Raw genomic sequence first — 17,725 nt, forward strand, 5'->3', positions numbered from 1 at the left:
GTCTACTCCTCAGAGCTTCAGCAGGTTGGCGTCGTCGACCGAGGTCGTCCGCCGCGTGCGGTAGATGGTCATGATGATCGCGAGGCCCACGACGACTTCGGCGGCGGCCACGACCATGACGAAGAAGCTGGCGACCTGGCCGTCCAGCCCGCCGTTCATCGTGGACCCCGTGACCAACGCCAGGTTGGCCGCGTTGAGCATCAGCTCGATACACATGAACGCGACCAGGGCGTTGCGGCGCAGCATCACGCCCAGGGCCCCGATGGTGAACAGGACGCCCGCCAGCATCAGGACGTTCTCCGGATTGGTCACTCGTCCCCCTCCTCTTCCTTGACGCCCTCGATCGCGGCGAAGCGATCCGCCGTCATCGAGCGCAGGTCCTCGGGATCGAGCGCCGCGCCACGCAGGACGAGCGTCCGGCTCACCGAAGACTCGGCGACGGAGCCGTCCGGCAGGAGCGCCGGGACCGCGATCGAGTTGTGGCCGGCGAACACACCGGACGCCGGCAGCGGGCCCGGGTGGGCGCCGGTCTCGGCGTAGTCACGCATGCGCTGGGCCGCCTGGAGGCGCTGGCCGATCTTCTCGGTGACGCGCGTCCGATGGGCCAGGACCATGGCGGCCAGGGCCGCGGTGATCAGCAGTGCGGACGTCAGCTCGAAGATGAACACGTAGCGTCCGAACACCAGGCTCGCGATGCCCTCGACGTTGCCGATCGCGTTGGCCTCGGTCAGGCCCGCGAACGGCCCGCTGCGGACCGAGCCACCGATGCCGAAGAACAGCAAGCCGACGGTTCCGAGCGCCGCGAGGGCAGCCAGCCAGCGCTGACCGCGCAGGGTCTCGATGACCGAGTCCGGGGTGTCGATGCCGACCAGCATCAGCACGAACAAGAACAGCATCATGATCGCGCCGGTGTAGACGATGATCTGCACGAAGACGAGGAACGGGGCGTCCATCGTTCCGTAGAGCACCGCCAGGTTCAGCATGACGAACGCCATCGACAAGGCCGAATAGACGGCCTTGCGGAACAGCACCAGGCCGAGGGCGCCGAGCACCGCGAGCGGAGCGCAGATCCAGAAGGTGAGGCTGGCGCCCGTCACCATCGGGATGAGAGCGGGGATCATCGCTTTCCTTCCTGGGGATCAGCCACGGGCGTGCGGGCGTCCACCTCGCCGGTGGGCGGCAGGCCGAGGAAGTAGGACTGCTCGTCCGGGCCGAGCCGACGCGGGTGCGGGGCTTCCTCCATGCCGGGCATGAGGGGGGCCAGCAGGCGGTCCTTGGTGTAGATCATCTTCTCGCGCGTCGTATCGGCGAGCTTGAAGTCGTTCGTCATCGTGAGGGCGCGCGTCGGGCACGCCTCGATGCACATGCCGCACAGGATGCAGCGCAGGTAGTTGATCTGGTAGACGCGGCCGTAGCGCTCGCCGGGGCTGAAGCGCTCCTCCTCGGTGTTGGACGCGCCTTCGACGTAGATGGCGTCCGCGGGGCAGGCCCAGGCGCACAGCTCACAGCCGACGCACTTCTCCAGCCCGTCCGGCCAGCGGTTGAGCTGGTGGCGTCCGTGGAAGCGCGGCGCGGTGACCTTCTCCTTGCCCTTCTCCGGGTAGCTCTGCGTGAAGGTCTTGCGACCGATCGTCTCCAGGGTGATGCCGAAGCCCTTCCAGGCTGCGGGGAACAGATCCCTGATGAGGCCCATGGTCAGTTCTCCCGTCCGGACGCCGCGCCGACGGCGTCCTCGATCAGCTCGGGCTCGAGATCGGGCTCGCTGGACCCGGCGACGACGTCGGCGAGTTCTGGCAGCGTCTGCCCGGGCATGGGGGGCACCGGGTAGCCGCCGGCGAAGGCATCGAAGACCTCAGGGAGGGGCTCGGCGACGGGCTCGGGCTTGCCGCCCAGATACATCCACGCGAGCGCGGCCAATGCCAGCACCGCGAAGCCGATCAGCAGCACAGGCAGCGTCAACAGGTTGGCGTTGCGCAGCCCCTTGACCGTCGCGATGGCCATGAGCCAGACGAGGCTGAACGGGATCATCACCTTCCAGCCGAGATCCATGAACTGGTCGTAGCGCAGGCGGGGCAGGGTGCCACGTAGCCACACGAAGAACGAGATCAGCAACTGCACCTTGAGGATGAACCAGATGATGCCGAGGTAGCCGGCGTCCAGCACGCCCGGCAGGATCGGCGAGTGGTAGCCGCCCAAGAACAGCGTCGCGCACACGGCCGACACGGTCGCCATGTTGATGTACTCGGCCAGGAAGAACACCGCGTAGCGGAAGCCGGAGTACTCGGTCAGGTGACCCGACACCAGCTCCGACTCGCACTCAGGCAGGTCGAAGGGTGCGCGGTTGGTCTCGCCGACCATCGAGATCACGTAGACCACGAACGACGGGAACAGCACCAGCCAGTACCAGTTCTGGATGCCGATGCCCTGGAAGCCGGCGAAGCCGAGGAACGGCTGCGCCTGCAAATCGACGATGTCGGACGTTGCCATCGTCCCGGCGTAGAGGAAGACGGCGACGAAGCTCAGGCCCATCGAGATCTCGTACGAGATCATCTGGGCCGACGACCGCAGGGCGCCGAGCAGCGAGTACGGCGAGTTGGACGACCAGCCGGCGAGCACGAAGCCGTAGACCGCGACCGACGACATCGCCAAGATCACCAGCGTGCCGACCGGGAGGTCGGTGACCTGCAGGCGCGTCATGACGCCGAACATGTTCACCTCGCCACCGAGCGGGATGACCGACCAGGCCGTGAAGGCGCACACGCCGACGATGAGCGGGGCGATCGTGTACAGGACGCGGTCGACCATGCCGGGCGCGAAGTCCTCCTTGACCAGGAGCTTCATGCCGTCGGCGAGCGCCTGACCCAGACCGAACGGACCGTTCATGATCGGGCCGAGGCGGTGCTGCATCTTGCCGACCAGGCGGCGCTCGTACCAGACGTTGACGATCGTCCAGGTCAGCAGCAGGACGACGACGCCGATGCACTTGATGGCGACGATCCACCACGGATCGTTGAAGAAGATCTTCGTGTCGAGCGCGATCACTTGACACCTCCTCGGGTCACGGTGACGGAGGCACCGGGGCTCACGGCCAGTTCGCCGATCGATCCGGTGAAGTAGTTGCCGGGCAGCCAGGCGACACCGTCGACCATGGTCGGCTCGATGACCAACGGCAGCGTGACGTGCTTGCCTCCGGCCGACAGGACGACCGGGTCACCGTTGGCCGCCTCGACCTTCGCCGCGGACGCCGGGCTGAGCCGGACGACCGGTGCGTGGGCCGTGGCCAGCAGCGCGTCCGAGCCGGCGTTGGACGCAGACCCGTCGATCAGCTGACGCCAGCTGGCGAGGACCAGTCCGGAGGCCTTCGCCGGGGCCTTGGCGGCCGGGTACTTCGCGGTCGGACGATCCGTCCAGGCGCCGAGCTCGTCGAGCTCGGCCAGCGCCTGCCCCGTCTGCCGGACGCCGAGGTCGCGGCCCATGGCGTCCGCGAGCGCCGCAAGCACCCGCAGATCGGTCATGGCGACCCGGTTGTCGCGGATGACGCGGTTCACGCGGCCGCGGCGACCCTCCCAGTTGACGTAGGTGCCGGCTTGGCTCTCGACGAGCACGACGGGGAACACCACGTCGGCGCGCTCGGTGACCTCGCTGACCCGCGTCTCCAGGCTGATGACGAACGGTGCGCCTTCCAGCGCGGATCGGACGGCCTCGGCGTCCGCGAAATCGGTCGGCTGCACGCCGCCCACGATCGCGGCCTTGAGCGAGCCGGACGCGAGCCCGGCGATGATGCCGTCGGCGTCCAGGCCGGGCTTTTCGGGCAGGGAGCCGACGCCCCAGGCGGCCTGAAGGTCGACGCGCGCGCCGGCGTCCAACGTGCGGCCGCCGGGCAGGACGGTCGGCAGGCAGCCGGCCTGGATGGCGCCGACCTCGCCGGCGCGACGCGGGATCCAGGCGAGCTTGGCGCCGGAGGCCTTCGCCAGCCCGGTGCAGGCAGCCAGGGTGCCGGGCGACGTCGCCGCCCGCTCCCCCACCAGGATCACGGTGTCGGCATCCGTCTCGAGGGACGCCAGCGCCGCGGCCTCGCCGCCGGGGGCGACCCCGACCAGCTCGGCGGACAGCTTGGCGTTGCCGTTCGTCAGGTAGGGCGCCAGGGCGACAACCTTGAGGCCCTTCTTCCGCATGGCCTTGCGCAGGCGCAGGAAGACGATCGGGCTCTCTTCCTCGGGCTCGAAGCAGACCAGCACGACCTTCTTCGCGGCTTCGAGGTCGGCGTAGGACACCGACGTACCACCCGCGACCTCGGACGCCAGGAACGCGAGCTCCTCGGCCGAGCCCGGACGCGAGCGGTGGTCGATGTTGTTGGTGCCGAGCACGGTGCGCGCGAACTTGGCGTAGCCGTAGGCGTTTTCGAGGGTGAGGCGTCCGCCGGGCAGGACACCGACGGCCGAACCGGCGGCCTTCAGGCCGGCGACGGCCACGTCGATGGCCTCCGGCCAGGACGCCGCGCGCAGGACCCCGTCCTCGCGGACTAGGGGCGTCGTGATGCGGTCGTCGCCGCGGCCGTACAGGAACGCGAAGCGTCCGCGGTCGCAGTTCCACTCCTCGTTGACCTCGGGGAGGTCACCCGCGAGGCGACGCTTGACCTGGAAGTGCCGCTGGTCGGTGCGCAGCTGGCAGCCGGACGCGCAGTGCTCGCACGTCGTGACCGTGCTGACCAGGTCGAACGGACGGCTCTGGAAGCGGTAGTCGGCGCTGGTGAGCGCACCCACCGGGCAGATCTGGACGACGTTGCCCGAGAAGTACGAGTCGTACGGGTGCTCCTCGTAGATGCCGACCTGCTGCAGCGCGCCACGCTCGACGAGCGCGATGAACGGGTCGCCGGCGATCTGCTCGGAGAAGCGGGTGCAGCGAGCGCAGAGCACGCAACGCTCGCGGTCCAGCAGGATCTGGGAGCTGATCGAGACGGGCTTCGGGAAGGTGCGCTTCACGCCGCCGTAGCGGGACTCGCCCGGCCCGTTCGCCATGGCCTGGTTCTGCAGCGGGCACTCGCCGCCCTTATCGCAGATGGGGCAGTCGAGCGGGTGGTTGATGAGCAGCAGCTCGATCATGCCCTGCTGTGCCTTCGCCGCGACCGGCGACGTGAGCTGGGTGTCGATCTTCATACCCGGGGCCACCTCGAGCGTGCAGGACGCCTGCGGCTTCGGGAAGCCGCGGCCGTTTCCGGCGTCCGGAACCTCGACGAGGCACTGGCGGCAGGCGCCCATGGGGTCGAGCAGCGGATGATCGCAGAACCGCGGGATCGCGATCCCGATCAGCTCGGCGGCCCGAATCGCCATGGTGCCCTTGGGCACCTTGACCTCGGTGCCGTCGATGAAGACCGAGACCAGGTCCGACTTCTCGACAGCCGCAGCGGGCTTGGCGTCCACGCTCATGCCCGGCCTCCTTCGTCGTTGGTCTTCGGCTCGAAGACCTCGTTCAACTGCGTCGGGATGTCACCGGCGGCCTCGGCCTCGGCGACGACGACCTCATCGGCGTCCCGGGCGTTCAGCAGCGGCGGGGGTGCCGTCACCTTGGCGTCCTCCTCGGCTCCCTCGCCCGCCTCGGAGGTCGACAGCGAGGTGTGACTGGCCGCAACGGCGGTGCGCTCGGACGCCGCGAACAGCGCCGACTTCTCGTACGGGAACAGCTCCCAGGCGGGGGTGTGCGTGCCGGCCTCGAACTCGGAGCGGAACTCCTTCACCGCGCTCTGCAGGCAGGCGACGGCGCCGTCGGCCAGGGCGCAGAAGGACCGTCCGCCGATGTTGGACGCCACGTCGAGCATCTTGTCCAGGTCGCCTTCGGACGCGTGCCCGGCCTCGAACTTCTTCAACATCTGGACGAGCCACCAGTTGCCCTCGCGGCAGGGGGTGCACTTGCCGCAGGACTCGTGCTTGTAGAACTCGATCCAGCGCAGGGTCGTCCGGACGACCGAGGTCGTCTCGTCGAAGATCTGCAGCGCCCGCGTGCCCAGCAGCGAGCCGGCCGCAGCGACCGAGTCGAAGTCGAGGGGCAGATCCAGGTGTTCCTTGGTCAGGATCTGCGTCGAGCTACCGCCCGGGGTGAAGAACTTCAGCTCGTGGCCGTTGCGCATGCCGCCGGCCAGCTTGATCAGCTCGCGCAGCGTGATGCCCAGCGGCGCCTCGTACTGACCCGGGTTGGTCACGTGGCCCGACAGCGAGTAGATGCCGTAGCCCTTGGACTTCTCGGTGCCCATGGACGCGAACCAGGCCGGCCCGTTGGCGATGATGCTCGGCACGGACGCGATCGACTCGACGTTGTTGACGACCGTCGGCGAGGCGTACAGGCCGGCGACGGCCGGGAACGGCGGACGCAGGCGCGGCTGGCCGCGGCGCCCCTCCAACGAATCCAACAACGCGGTCTCTTCGCCGCAGATGTAAGCGCCGGCGCCGGCGTGGACGACGACGTCCAGGTCGTAGCCCGAGCCCAGGATGTTCTTGCCCAGGTAGCCCTTGGCGTAGGCGTCCCGAACGGCCTGTTGCATGCGGCGATGCACGTGCAGCACCTCGCCGCGGATGTAGATGAAGGCGTGATGCGCGCGGATGGCGTAGCTCGCGATGATGACGCCCTCGACCAGCGTGTGCGGCGTGGCCATCATGAGCGGGATGTCCTTGCAGGTGCCCGGCTCCGACTCGTCACCGTTGACGACGAGGTACTTCGGGTTGGGGTTCGACTGCGGAACGAAGCTCCACTTCATGCCCGTCGGGAAGCCGGCGCCGCCGCGTCCGCGAAGGCCGGAGTCCTTGACGGCGTTCATGACCTCGTCCTGGGTCATCGTCAGCGCCTTGCGCAGGGCGTCGTAGCCACCCTGCTTCTCGTATTCGGCGATCTTCCACGGCGCCTTGTCGCCCCAGTTGGCGGTCAGGACGGGCGTGAGGGTGTCGGTCATTTCGTCGCCTCCGGCTTCGGAGCGGACCACTTCTGATCCTGGGCGATCTGCAGGCCCACCAGGGACGCCGGACCGGCGGCCGGGCCCTCGTCGGCGCGTCCGTCGTCGAAGCCCGCCAGGACGCGCTCGGCCTCGGCCAGGCTCGTGATCGTCGCGCCGCGCGTGGACCGGACCTCGCGTCCGGCGGCCAGCTTGTCGAGAATGTCGGACGCCTTCGCCGGGGTCATGTTGTCCATGAACTCCCAGTTGACCATCATGATCGGAGCGAAGTCGCAGGCGGCGTTGCACTCGACGCGCTCGAGGGAGAACATGCCGTCCGGCGTGGTCTCGCCCTCGTTGATGCCGAGCTTCTTGCCGACCTCGTCGAGCAGGATGTCGCCGCCCATGACGGCGCACAGCGCCGTCGTGCAGACCCCGATGTGGTGCTTTCCGGCCGGACGCCGGTGGTACATCGTGTAGAAGGTCGCGACGCCGGAGACCTGGGCGGTCGAGATGCCCAAGATGTCGGCGCAGACCTCGATGCCCTTCGGCGAGATGCGTCCGTCAACGCTCTGCACCAGGTGCAGCATCGGCAGCAGCGCCGACCGCGCCTGCGGGTACCGGGACGCCAGCTCGCGCAACTCACCGATCGTCAACTCGTCGATGTTCGTCGAGGTGTCGGCGTAGTCGACGCCGCCCGACTCGGGGAAATAGGACTCGAACTCGTGACCGCTCACCGGTCGACACCTCCCATAACCGGGTCCAAGGACCCGACAGCCACGACGACGTCGGAGATCATGCCGCCTTCACACTGGATCGGAACGGACTGCAGATGGTTGAACCCTGGGTCACGCATGTGGGCCCGGTACGGACGCGTGCCGCCGTCGGAGACGACGTGACAGGCGATCTCGCCCTTGGGCGACTCGATCGGCACGTAGGCCTGACCCGCCGGGACGCGGAAGCCCTCGGTGACCACCTTGAAGTGGTGGATCAGCGCCTCCATCGACTGGCCCATGATGTGCTTCACGTGCTCGTTGGAGTTGCCCTGGCCGTCCGGACCGACGGCGAGATCGGCCGGGGAGCCGATCTTCGGGTCGGTGTACATGACCGGCTGGCCGGCGCTCGCCTCGAGGCGCTCGGCGACCTGCTTGACGATCTTGAGGCTCTCCCACATCTCCTGCAGTCGGACGCGGAACCGTCCGTAGGCGTCGGAGGAGTCCCAGACCGGGACGTCGAAGTCGTAGGTCTCGTAGCCGCAGTAGGGCTGGGTCTTGCGCAGGTCCCAGCCGTACCCGGTCGAGCGCAGGACGGGTCCGGTGACGCCAAGGGCCATGCAAGCCGTCAGGTCTTGGATGCCGACGCCCATCATGCGGCGCTTGAAGATCGGGTTCTCGTTGCAGAAGTCGGCGTACTCGCCCAGGTGGCCCTCGAGCCACGTGATGACCTCGGCCAGCTGCGCCAGCCCGTTTTCCGGCAGGTCGTTTTGGACGCCGCCGGGCCGCACGTAGGCGTGGTTCATGCGCAGGCCGGTGACGGCCTCGAAGAAGTCAAGGATGACCTCGCGCTCACGGAAGCCGATCGTCATGACGGTGAGGGCGCCGATCTCCATGCCGCCGGTGCCGATGCACACCAGGTGGGACGCGATGCGGTTCAGCTCCATCATCAGGACGCGGATCTCGGTGGCGCGCTGCGGGATCTTGTCCTCGATGCCCAGCAGCCGCTCGACCGCGAGGCAGTAGGCGACCTCGTTGAAGATCGGGGCCACGTAGTCCATGCGGGTGACGAACGTGGAGCCCTGTGCCCAGGTGCGGTACTCCATGTTCTTCTCGATGCCGGTGTGCAGGAAGCCGATGCCCGGACGGATCGAGCGGACGGTCTCGCCGTCGCACTCCAGGATCAGGCGCAGGACGCCGTGCGTGGACGGGTGCTGCGGGCCCATGTTGATGACGAGGGTCTCGTCGGCGCGCTCGGCCTGCTCGCGTGCGATGTCGTCCCAGTCGCCGCCCATGGCGGTGTAGACGCGATCGGCCGGCGACTCGCCGGGGCCGGCGTACAGGTCTTGGGTGGAAGCGGTCACCGGTAGTTCCTCCGCTCGTCCGGGGGCGGCACGACCGCGCCCTTGTACTCGATCGGGATGCCCCCGAGGGGGTAGTCCTTGCGCTGCGGGTGCCCGACCCAGTCGTCCGGCATGAGGATGCGGGTCAGCGCCGGGTGGCCGTCGAAGATGATGCCGAACATGTCCCAGGCCTCGCGCTCGTGCCAGTCGGCGGCCGGGTACGTCGCGACCACGGACGGGACGTGCGCGTCGGCGTCCGGACATGTCGTCTCGATGCGGAGGCGACGGTTATGCGTGAACGACTGCAGGTGGTAGACGACGTGCAGTTCGGCACCGGCGTCGCTCGGGTAATGGACGCCGGACACCGACGCGCAGAACTCGAAGCGCAACTGGGCGTCGTCGCGCAGCGCCTTGACCACGTCGATGAGCCGCTCCCGGGGGACGAACCAGGTGAGCTCGCCGCGGTCCCAGACGGCCTTGCTGATGCTGCCCGGGACGAGCGTGTTGAGGCGCTCGGCCGCGGCCACCATCCAGGAGCCCTCGGGGATCGGCTGGCCGGCCGGCTGGGCAACCTCGGTGGTGAGGCGTCCGTAGCCAGAAACATCCGGGACGCCGTCGGTCCACATGCCGCCGCGGGTCGGGACGGGCTGGGCGTCACGCTGCGGCTGACCGTCGGCCTGCTCCGGCAGGGCCGGATCGGGGTTCTCCGCGCTCGGCGCGGCGGGAACGGGGTTCGGGGCCTGCGGCACGGCCGGGGGGACCTGCGCGGCGGCGTCCGCGATCTTCTTCTCTGTCATCGCATGAGGCCCTTCATCTCAAGCGTGGACGGGGCGATCAGCGCGGCCTGCTCGGCCTCTTCGAGGAGCTTGGCGCGGTGGGCACCCATCGGGTCGGCGGCGACGATCTTGCGCAGCTTGAACATGCCGTCGATGAGCATGTCCGGACGCGGCGGGCAGCCGGGAACGTAGATGTCGACCGGGACGATGTGGTCGCCGCCCTGGACGATCGCGTAGTTGTTGAACATACCGCCGGAGCTGGCGCAGACGCCCATCGCCATGACCCACTTCGGGTTGGGCATCTGGTCGTAGACCGTGCGCATGACGGGGGCCATCTTCTGGCTGACGCGTCCGGAGATGATCATCAGGTCGGCCTGACGCGGCGAGGCGCGGAAGACCTCCTGGCCCCAGCGGCCGGCGTCAAAGCGCGGCGTCCCGAAGGCCATCATCTCGATGGCGCAGCAGGCCAGGCCGAAGGTGGCAGGCCAGAACGAGGCCTGGCGCATCCAGCCGGCCACCGCCTCGACGGTCGTCAGCAGGACGCCCTCGGGAACCTTGTCTTCCAGTCCCATGTGTTCAGCCCTTCCTGATCATTCCCAGTCGAGTCCGCCGCGGCGGAAGACGTAGATGTAAGCGATGAAGACGGTGACGACGAACAGCAGCATCTCGACCAGCGCAAAGAGGCCGAGCCTGTCGAAGCTGACCGCCCACGGGTAGAGGAACACCATCTCGATGTCGAAGACGATGAACAACATGGCCGTGATGTAGAACTTCACCGGGAAGCGTCCGCCACCGACCGGCTGAGGGGTGGGGTCGATGCCGCACTCGTAGCTTGAGTACTTGGTCTTGTTGTAGCGGCGCGGACCGATGACCAGCGACGCCAGGACCATCACCCCCAGCAAGGCGGCGGCGAAGAACAGGACGCCGAGGATCGGAATGTAGGGGCTCATCGGGCGGCCCGTCCCTTCTGGAAACCGTTCAAACCGTGCTTGCGAGTCATGCCGAGGGCACCACCTTGGTGGCGGCGGTGATCACCTTGTCCATCCAATCACCATCGCGCGTGTCATACAGGTGTGCGAGCAGCTTATGGACGAAACGCATCAACGTTGGCCGCGGCAGGCCATACGTGGTGCACAAGTTCATGATCTGGGGGTTGTTGATGAGCTTGACGAAGGTGTTCCCGAGGCGGAAGTAGCCGCCGAGTTCGGCCTTCACCCGGTTCTGGTAGCCCTGCAGGGCGCGCTCGGCGCTGGACGTGCCGTGGCCGCGGTAGTGGGCCTCAGCGATGGCGTCCGCGGCGAGTTCGCCGGCCTCGAGCGCGTAGGCGATGCCCTCGCCGTTGAACGGGCTGATCATGCCGCCGGAGTCGCCGACCAAGAGGAGTCCGTCGGCGTAGGCGGGCTGGCGGTTGAAGCTCATGGGCAGCGCGGCGCCCTTGATGGGCTCTTGGACGCCGTCCCAGGAGATGCCCCACTCGTCCGGGGCACCCTTGAGCCAGGTTTCGAGCATCGCGCGGTAGTCGGTCTTGCCGAGAGCGGCGGCGTTGGGGGCGACCGTCCCCAGACCGACGTTCATCGTGCCGTCGCCGAGCGGGAACGCCCAGCCGTAGCCGGGCAGCAGGTTGGACTTGCCGGGGGTGCCGTCCCAGAGCTGAAGCCACGACTCCATGTAGTCGGTGTCGTGCCGGGGCGAGGCGACGTAGGTGCGGACGGCGACGCCCATCGGGCGGTCCTGGCGCTTCTCGCGCCCCATCGCGAGGGCGAGCCGGGACGAGTTGCCGTCTGCGGCGACGACGACGGGGGCGTTGAAGAGGCGTCCGTCTTTGGTTCGGACGCCGACGATGCGGTTGCCGCTGAGGACGGGTTCGGTGACGTTCGCGCCCGTATAGAGGTGCGCGCCGCCGGCGACCGCGTGGTCGGCGAGGAGGTGGTCGAACTCGGTACGGCGCCGGGCGAGACCGAAGGTCGGGAAGGTCTCGAGCTCGGGCCACGGGAAGACGAACGGCTCGACGCGTCCGCCGTAGACGCGGAGGCCCTGGTTATGAATCCAGCCGGCCTCGGTGGAGACGTCGATGCCCATCCGGATCAGGGCGCGGGTGCAACGGGGGGTGAGTCCGTCGCCGCACACCTTGTCGCGGGGGAACTCGGCCTTATCGAGGAGGCTGACGTTCAGGCCGCGGGTGGCCAGGTAGCGGGCGGTCGTGGAACCGGCCGGGCCGGCGCCGACGACGATGACGTCGGAGTCGACGACGAGATTCCAGGAGTGGCTTGGACCACCGTTGGTCATCGTCACTTCCCCTCGCGTCTGGGCTTCGTTGCTCCCACGCCTTGTGGGCGCGGGAGATCGGCGTCAGTCTAGGCAGCCCGCACAGGGTTGGCCATTCGAGCGTCACAGGGCGGAACCTCAGGGGGTTCCTAGCTTCGCGTCCAGCCCGGAAGGCGGCCCTTGGTCATATCGTGAGGATCGTTGCGCTGGCTTTCCCGGCTCTTCACACCTGCGGTGGGGGGACTGCCAGCCCGCCAGCGATGAGGAGCATGCGTAGGCGGTAGTTGTCGGGGTTGCGGTAGCCGCGGGCGATGCGGCGGTGGAGTTCGATCAGTCCATTGATGGGGCCGCCAGCGCAGCATCGGGCTGCAACCAACCCATCCCGATCGCAACAGCAAAGGCCAACACCGCAGAAAGCACACGACGCGGGATGAACACGGGAGCCCCCCAAGGCGCCGGCGATGGGGAAACCCGACGCTTCGGCACTGACGACATGACCAAGTTGGCCACGACGCTGCCCGATCGCCAAAGCCACGGAGCCGGAACCCACCAGGAACACGAATGTGCCCCATCGCCCGCACGGGCCTATCCTCGTCGTCCGTGACCGTCGATCCCGCGCTGCCCCGGTTGCGCGCCTGCACCGTCGCGATCGACGACCCCGGCGACTTGCTCGACTACCTCGCCGAGGCGTCCGATGTGGCCTGGATCCGCCGCGGCGACGGCCTCGTCGGCCTCGGCGTCGCCGCCCGCGTCGACGTCGCCTCGCTCGACGACGGCGCCGAATGGTGGAAGGCGCTCTCGGCCCGCATCGAGCACTCCACCGAACTCCCCGGCGCCTGGGGCGTCGGACCCCTCGCCTTCGGCTCGTTCGCCTTCGACGCCGGACACACGGCGTCCACCTCAGTTCTGATCGTGCCCGAGTTGATCATCGGACGCCGCTCCGGCCAGTCATGGCTGACGGCGATCTCAGCCGATGGCCACTCCCCCGTGCTGCCTGCGAAGGCTCCGGACTCCGACGGTCCCGGACGCGTCGAGGTGCGTCCGGTCGGCCTGGACGCGGCGGGCTACGCCCGCGAGGTCGGACGCCTCGTCGAGCGGATCAACGACCCCGACAGCGAGCTCGCCAAGGTCGTCCTCGCGAGGGCGCTGCGCGCGATGGGCGAGCGTCCCGTCGAGGCCCGCTGGCTGGCCAAGCGGCTGGCGTCCGCGTACCCCAGCTGCTGGACCTTCCACGTGGACGGACTCGTCGGGGCGTCCCCGGAGATGCTGATCCGCGCCGAGGGCGGGCTGGCGACGTCACGCGTGCTGGCCGGGACGATCCGCCGCAGCGACGCGTCGCAGGACGAGGCGCTGGCCGATGCGCTGTCCGGCTCCGGCAAGGACCTGGAAGAGCACGAGTTCGCCGTCGCGTCCGTGGCGAACGCGCTGCGTCCGTTCTGCTCGGGCATGAACGTCCCCGATGCGCCGTTCGTGCTGCAACTGCCCAACGTCATGCATCTGGCGTCCGATGTGACGGGCGTCATGGCCGGGGCGTTCTCCGCACTGCACCTGGCCGGACGCCTCCACCCGTCCGCGGCCGTCTGCGGGACGCCCACCGCGGCCGCCCTCGCCGCGATCGCCGAGCATGAGCACCTCGACCGCGGCCGCTACGCCGGACCCGTCGGCTGGATCGACACCCACGGCGACGGCGAATGGGCGATCGCCCTGCGCTGCGGGCAGATCGCGCAGGACGCGGCGTCCATCACGTTGTACGCGGGCTGCGGCATCGTCGGGCGCTCGCGTCCGGACGCCGAGGTCGCCGAGACCGAAGCCAAGCTGGCGCCCATGCTGGGCGCTCTCGGCGTGAGCCCGGGCGCGGCGCTGGGTCGGTCGTAGGAGAGCTCCCGTCCGGCCGTCAGAGTTCCCACAGGGCCGCGACAGGCAATGCCCACAGCCGCTCGCCCATGTTCCAGGCTCGCTCGCCGAGGTGTAGCACCACGCCGGCTACAAAGTCGTCTCCGAGTCGATCGCGGAGCCTCATGAGCCCGGTCGCATGATCCGGACGCGCTGTCGAACTGGCTTTCACTTCCAGCCCTAAGACCTTGCCCCCGCGCAGTTCCACGAGCAGATCAACTTCTGCACCGCCTGCTTCGCGATAGTGCGATAGGTCAAAGCGGGTGCTGCTCCACGACGACTGACGCAGAAGCTCATTGCTGACAAAACCCTCCAGCAGTCCGCCGAGGTGGTTGACGCCCAGATGGCTCAGAAGATCGTCCGCCTCGAGATTCGACAGCATCGCAGCCAGCCCGGAATCTGCGACATGCGCCTTGGCCCGCGCAACGACACGTCGGGTCCTGCTGCGACTCCAACCTGGGACCGAGTCGACCAGGTAGAGATCCGAAAGCCGCTGAACGTCGCCCCTTGCGGTCCCCTCGGCGACACCCACGTCGCGGGCGATCCTTGCCGGAACCAACTCACCGGTCTGGGCTCCGGCAAGCAGCGCCAGCACCTTCCTCAGGCGAGCGGGACTCGCTGTCGTGAGGTCTCGGAGATCGCCGCGCATCAGCCGATCGACGTAGTCAGCGAGCCACACCCTCCGGCGCTCTCCGTTGCGGGCGAGGGCGGTGGGATAGCCACCCGCGCAGATGGCGTCGACGTAGCGCTCCCTCGACCAGGAACTGCTCCAACCCGACAGGTCCGGCTCTGCCAGAAACCGGGCGACGAAGTCATCTTGTCGGCGTCCGACTTCTCCCTGCGAGAGCGGACGCAGCCGGATCGTTTCTGCGCGGCCCGCGAGAGAGTCCTCCGCTCCAGGGACACGCATGAGGTCGGCGGAGCCGGTGAGGAGGAAGCGTCCCGGCTGCCGATCGCGGTCGACGGCGGCTTTGATCGGAAGGATCAGCTGCGGGGCACGCTGGATCTCGTCCAAGACGACCGGGCCACCGCCAAAGCCTGCGATGAAGGACTCCGGGTCCGCTTCGGCGGCCAGTCGCGCCTCAGGGTCGTCGAGTGTCACGACGGTGGCGCCCGACTCCTTCGCCAGCTCCGCCGTCAGGGTGCTCTTGCCGGTCTGACGGGCTCCTTGGACGACGACGACAGGAGTGTCGGCGAGCGCTTCGCGAACTCGCCCAACGATCCACCGCGGATACTGCTCCTGCATACGGCTCAGACTAGCAGGGATGCAACTCGACTGCGGATTTATCAGCCCTTGGATTGCGGATTTATCAGGCTCCGGATTGAGGATTTATCACCTCTCCGACTGCGGGTTTAGCCACACTCACCGCTGCGGACGGGCGATCTTGATCTTCTCGGTGTTGCCCGCCGCGCGGGCGGCCTTCTCTTCGGCGAGCTTGCGTTGCTGCTCCTTGCTCTCCTCCTGCAACTCGGCCATGTCGATGCCCAGGAAGAAGTAGACGACGGCCGCGATTGCCAGGCTGACCCAGATCGGCGCGCCGAGCATCAGCGGCGCCGTCACGATGGCGCACACATCGATGCCGCGGAACAGGTTGAAGATCAGCGACGGCGGCAGCGCGCCGGCGTTGGTCGCCATCATCGGGGTGTTGAAGTCGGTCTGCTTGGCCGTCTGCCAGCGGACGGCACCCAGCAGGCCCGCGATGCCGATGACGCCGGCCGTCATGAGGGCGTCCGGCAGCGACCGGGTCGCGCCGCCCACGATGCCCATCACGGACGGCGTCACGACGATCACCCAGATCAGGGCCAAGACGGTGGGGACGATCATCGCCGCGTTGCGCAACTGCCGCGTCGAGAAGGGGAAGGTGCGGGCCAGACCACCGGTCCGGCTCAGCACGCGCAGGCTGCCGAAGAACGGGACCAGCGCCGCGACCAGGGCCAACGCCGCCAGGAACGGCATCACGAAGGCGACGCCGAGGGCGTCCGCGGCGTAGGGCACGAGGGCCGACGCGATGAGCGCCACGAACGGCTTCGGGAAGCGGATCAGCCGCTGAACGTCGCGGAACACCAGCGCCTGGACGCCCGTGCCGCGACCCGGCGTCGGACGCACGTAGCCACGCGCCACCGCCTCGCGCTCGACCAGGATGTCACGGGCCAGCCCGAGGTCGAGGGCGTACATCGCGCCCTGCATGCCCGAGACCAGCGATCCGCCTGAGAGCAACCGAGCCCGTCGGATCTGGTTCAGCCGTCCCCGCGCTAGGCCAGCGAACGCCACGGTCAGCGCCGCGCCCACCGCCGCGATCGCCCACGGCGCGAGGGCCGGCGAGGCCGGAATGAGCGTCGTCTGACCCGCGGCGATCAGGACCATCCACAGCACCGTCGCCGTCGCGGCCACCGAGAACAGCACCTGCAACGCTCTGAGAACGAACTGCCGGTCGTGCGTCTGCTCGAACGCAGCCAAGGCGATCAGGGCGGACGCCGTCGCTCCGGCCGCCAGGCCCCAGGCCAGAATCGAGAGCGGGGCCGTCCCGGTGAGCAGAGCCAACAGGCCGCCCATCACGGTCGCGACGCCCAGCGCCACGAACACCGCTGCCCAGAGGCGTCCGCCCAAGAGGCGCGTCCGCGAGATCGGGGCGTCCATCAGCCACGAGCCCTCGGCCGCGGACGCCAACACCGGCCCGAAGATGCGCGCGGCCGACAGCGTCACGGTCGCGGCCGCGAACACCACAGCCCACGGCAGCAGCGAGCGTCCGGTGAGGCAGCCGGACGAGGTGCACCCCGCCGCGGTCTGGTTCGAGTTGACCAGCAGGTTCACGATCATCGCGCCGATCAACGCGAGGCTGAAGAGCATGAAGTAGGCGTCGCCCAGCACCTGGCCGATGGTCCGGGACGCGCGTCCGTGCCGCCAGTCCTTCATGAGGCCGTGCAGGGCCTTTTCGTCGACGACGTGCGCGTCGGCGTCCGGCAAGAAGGCGAAGGTCCAGTCGCGGTCGGCGTAGGCGGCGTACGGGTCCTCGGACTCGACCTCGACGCCGGGCCCGGCGACGGCGTCCGGCTGGGACACCCCCGACCGGATCAGCTTCTTCGACTTCTTGCTCACGGCGCGACCTCAGCCTCGGCCGGCTCGGCCTCGGGCTCGGCGTCCACGGTCGGACGCCGCGGGCCGACGAGCTTCACGGTCCGGGTCGCCACCTGCTGGACCAGGTAGGGCTCGTGCGAGGCCATCACGATCGCGAGGCCGCGCTCACGCTCGGCGACGAGCCGGGCGGCCAGCCAGGCCACGCCCTCGACGTCGAGGCGCTGCTCGGGCTCGTCCAGGATCAGCAGCTTGCGCGGACGCACGAAAGCCGTAGCCAGCGCGAGACGACGCCGCTGGCCGGAGCTCAGCGTGCCCGGCAACTGCCCGGACTGCGGCACCAGCTGGACCTCGTCCAGGACGGCGTCCACGGCGGCGTCCGGATCAGGGACGCCGTGGGCGCGGGCCAGGAGGTCCAGGTGCTCGACGACGCTGAGGTCGGGGAAGAAGTCGAGGTCGTCGATGACCGTCGCCACGCCGCGGCGGATCTCGGGATTCGTCTCGCTCATGCGGATGCCCTCGAACTCGACCGTGCCCTCATCCGGGATCGTCGCCCCGATCAGCATGCGCAGAATGGTCGACTTGCCGACGCCGTTGCGTCCGGTCAGCGCGATCGCCTCGCCGGGAAAGACGTCGAGTGAGAAGTTCTCGACGATCGTCACGGGCCCGAAAGCCTTCTTCACCTTGGACGCCGTGAGCACCGGTACGCGTTTGGCCATGGTCCCGATTCTCTCGCACGCGCA

The 17,725-nt window shown here is 68.7% G+C and carries 15 protein-coding genes and 1 pseudogene; 1 reads left to right on the forward strand and 15 read right to left on the reverse strand.

Annotation, left to right across the window (positions count from 1 at the left end):
• Nucleotides 1–9 precede the first annotated feature (9 nt).
• The 12 genes and pseudogenes from nuoK to FN821_RS10790 form a co-directional block, all read right to left on the reverse strand.
• A complete protein-coding gene (nuoK, locus tag FN821_RS10735; protein WP_277751026.1) occupies nt 10–312 on the reverse strand; it encodes an NADH-quinone oxidoreductase subunit NuoK in 303 nt (100 codons plus the stop codon).
• Nucleotides 309–1,121, reverse strand: a complete 813-nt coding sequence (locus FN821_RS10740) for an NADH-quinone oxidoreductase subunit J (protein ID WP_241660221.1) — start codon at nt 1,119–1,121, stop codon at nt 309–311. Before FN821_RS10740 ends, nuoK begins: the two co-directional genes overlap by 4 nt.
• A complete protein-coding gene (gene nuoI / locus FN821_RS10745; RefSeq protein ID WP_131172600.1) occupies nt 1,118–1,693 on the reverse strand; it encodes an NADH-quinone oxidoreductase subunit NuoI in 576 nt (191 codons plus the stop codon). The genes FN821_RS10740 and nuoI overlap by 4 nt, the downstream gene beginning before the upstream one ends.
• Before the next feature lie 2 nt (nt 1,694–1,695).
• Nucleotides 1,696–3,042, reverse strand: coding sequence for an NADH-quinone oxidoreductase subunit NuoH (nuoH, locus tag FN821_RS10750; RefSeq protein ID WP_241660222.1), 1,347 nt, complete (start codon nt 3,040–3,042; stop codon nt 1,696–1,698).
• Nucleotides 3,039–5,426: an NADH-quinone oxidoreductase subunit G gene (locus FN821_RS10755; protein WP_131172601.1), complete on the reverse strand. Its 2,388-nt coding sequence runs from the start codon at nt 5,424–5,426 to the stop codon at nt 3,039–3,041. Before FN821_RS10755 ends, nuoH begins: the two co-directional genes overlap by 4 nt.
• Nucleotides 5,427–5,635: 209 nt before the next feature.
• Nucleotides 5,636–6,940: pseudogene (gene nuoF / locus FN821_RS10760) on the reverse strand (NADH-quinone oxidoreductase subunit NuoF); the annotation flags it as partial.
• Nucleotides 6,937–7,656, reverse strand: a complete 720-nt coding sequence (gene nuoE, locus FN821_RS10765; RefSeq protein WP_131172602.1) for an NADH-quinone oxidoreductase subunit NuoE — start codon at nt 7,654–7,656, stop codon at nt 6,937–6,939. The pseudogene nuoF and the gene nuoE, both read right to left, overlap by 4 nt.
• Nucleotides 7,653–8,996: an NADH-quinone oxidoreductase subunit D gene (locus tag FN821_RS10770; RefSeq protein WP_421958053.1), complete on the reverse strand. Its 1,344-nt coding sequence runs from the start codon at nt 8,994–8,996 to the stop codon at nt 7,653–7,655. The genes nuoE and FN821_RS10770 overlap by 4 nt, the downstream gene beginning before the upstream one ends.
• Nucleotides 8,993–9,772 (reverse strand): NADH-quinone oxidoreductase subunit C, encoded by a 780-nt coding sequence (locus FN821_RS10775; RefSeq protein ID WP_131172603.1) that lies wholly within the window; start codon nt 9,770–9,772, stop codon nt 8,993–8,995. Before FN821_RS10775 ends, FN821_RS10770 begins: the two co-directional genes overlap by 4 nt.
• Nucleotides 9,769–10,323, reverse strand: coding sequence for an NADH-quinone oxidoreductase subunit B (locus FN821_RS10780; protein WP_131172604.1), 555 nt, complete (start codon nt 10,321–10,323; stop codon nt 9,769–9,771). The genes FN821_RS10775 and FN821_RS10780 overlap by 4 nt, the downstream gene beginning before the upstream one ends.
• A gap of 18 nt (nt 10,324–10,341) precedes the next feature.
• On the reverse strand, nt 10,342–10,701 hold the full coding sequence (locus FN821_RS10785) for an NADH-quinone oxidoreductase subunit A (protein ID WP_131172605.1): 360 nt from the start codon (nt 10,699–10,701) through the stop codon (nt 10,342–10,344).
• 46 nt (nt 10,702–10,747) lie between these two features.
• Nucleotides 10,748–12,037 carry a geranylgeranyl reductase family protein gene (locus tag FN821_RS10790; RefSeq protein WP_131172606.1) on the reverse strand — a complete coding sequence of 430 codons (1,290 nt, stop codon included), beginning with the start codon at nt 12,035–12,037 and terminating at the stop codon, nt 10,748–10,750.
• A gap of 579 nt (nt 12,038–12,616) precedes the next feature.
• Here FN821_RS10790 and FN821_RS10800 point away from each other — a divergent pair.
• Nucleotides 12,617–13,891, forward strand: a complete 1,275-nt coding sequence (locus FN821_RS10800; protein WP_241660223.1) for an isochorismate synthase — start codon at nt 12,617–12,619, stop codon at nt 13,889–13,891.
• Nucleotides 13,892–13,910: 19 nt separating this feature from the next.
• On the opposite strand, the gene FN821_RS10805 is transcribed toward FN821_RS10800, so the two are convergent.
• From FN821_RS10805 to FN821_RS10815, 3 genes are all read right to left on the reverse strand, one after another.
• Complete coding sequence (locus FN821_RS10805) at nt 13,911–15,155, reverse strand: ATP-binding protein (protein WP_131172608.1); 1,245 nt, start codon at nt 15,153–15,155, stop codon at nt 13,911–13,913.
• A gap of 117 nt (nt 15,156–15,272) precedes the next feature.
• On the reverse strand, nt 15,273–17,006 hold the full coding sequence (locus FN821_RS10810; protein WP_131172609.1) for a DUF6297 family protein: 1,734 nt from the start codon (nt 17,004–17,006) through the stop codon (nt 15,273–15,275).
• On the reverse strand, nt 17,003–17,701 hold the full coding sequence (locus FN821_RS10815) for an ABC transporter ATP-binding protein (protein WP_131172610.1): 699 nt from the start codon (nt 17,699–17,701) through the stop codon (nt 17,003–17,005). Before FN821_RS10815 ends, FN821_RS10810 begins: the two co-directional genes overlap by 4 nt.
• Nucleotides 17,702–17,725 lie beyond the last annotated feature (24 nt).

This window comes from Propioniciclava tarda (assembly GCF_900182665.1).
In the GTDB taxonomy this organism is placed as follows: Bacteria; Actinomycetota; Actinomycetes; order Propionibacteriales; family Propionibacteriaceae; genus Propioniciclava; species Propioniciclava tarda.